Genomic DNA, 1,191 nt, shown 5'->3' on the forward strand with positions numbered 1-1,191 from the left:
AAGCCGCCACGGTCGTCACGGCGGTCGTCACGCTGGTACGAGGGACGCTCATCGCGACGGAACGACGGACGGTCCCCACCACGGTTGTCGCCACCGCGGTTGTCGTCACGGCGGAAACCGCCACCGCGGTTGTCGCCACCGCGGTCGTCGCGGCGGAAGCCGCCACGGTCGTCACGGCGGTCGTCACGCTGGTACGAGGGACGCTCATCGCGACGGAACGACGGACGGTCCCCACCACGGTTGTCGTCACGGCGGAAGCCACCGCCACGGTTGTCACCGCCACGGTCGTCGCGGCGGAAGCCACCACCACGGTTGTCACCACCGCGGTCATCGCGGCGGAAGCCGCCGCCGCGGTTGTCGCCGCCACGGTCGTCACGGCGGAAGCCGCCACCACCACGGTTGTCGTCGCGCGAGAAGCTGGGGCGGTCGCCGCCACGGTTGTCGTCGCGACGGAAACCGCCACCGCGGTTGTCCCCACCGCGGTCATCGCGGCGGAAGCCGCCACGGTCGTCACGGCGGTCGTCACGCTGGTACGAGGGACGCTCATCGCGACGGAACGACGGACGGTCCCCACCACGGTTGTCGCCACCACGGTTGTCGTCACGGCGGAGGCCACCGCCACGGTTGTCCCCACCACGGTCGTCACGGCGGAAGCCACCACCACCACGGTTGTCGTCACGCGAGAAGCTGGGGCGGTCGCCGCCACGGTTGTCGTCGCGACGGAAGCCACCACCGCGGTTGTCGCCGCCACGGTCGTCACGACGTCCGTAGCCACCGCCGCGGTTGTCGCCACCGCGGTCGTCACGACGTCCGTAGCCACCGCGATTGTCGCCGCCACGGTTGTCCCCACCACGGCTGTCGTCCCGGCGCGGCCCGCGGTAACCGCCCCGGTCGCCACCGGCACCGTCCCTGCGACGCGGCTCGCGCTCCGGACGGTCGTCGGGAGAGTTGGTGGGCATGGTGGTGACTCCTCTGTCTTCGGGTACTGCAGTCATTCTCGCGCAGCCGGCACTCAGCCGCGCATCGGAAAAAGTCAAGCAAAAAACAAAAGGACCCCTGGTCCCAGCGTGAACGCTGGGACCAGGGGTCCTGAAGAATTGTTCGGCGGCGTCCTACTCTCCCACAGGGTCCCCCCTGCAGTACCATCGGCGCTGAAAGGCTTAGCTTCCGGGTTCGGAATGTAACCGGGCG

General features: G+C 69.7%; 1 rRNA gene. It reads right to left on the reverse strand.

Annotated elements, in window-relative coordinates:
• Window positions 1–1,099: 1,099 nt before the first annotated feature.
• Window positions 1,100–1,191: ribosomal RNA gene (rrf, locus tag AB0424_RS30945) — 5S ribosomal RNA — on the reverse strand; the annotation flags it as partial.

The sequence above is a fragment of the Streptomyces sp. NPDC051180 genome (assembly GCF_040689545.1).
Classification (GTDB): Bacteria; Actinomycetota; Actinomycetes; order Streptomycetales; family Streptomycetaceae; genus Streptomyces.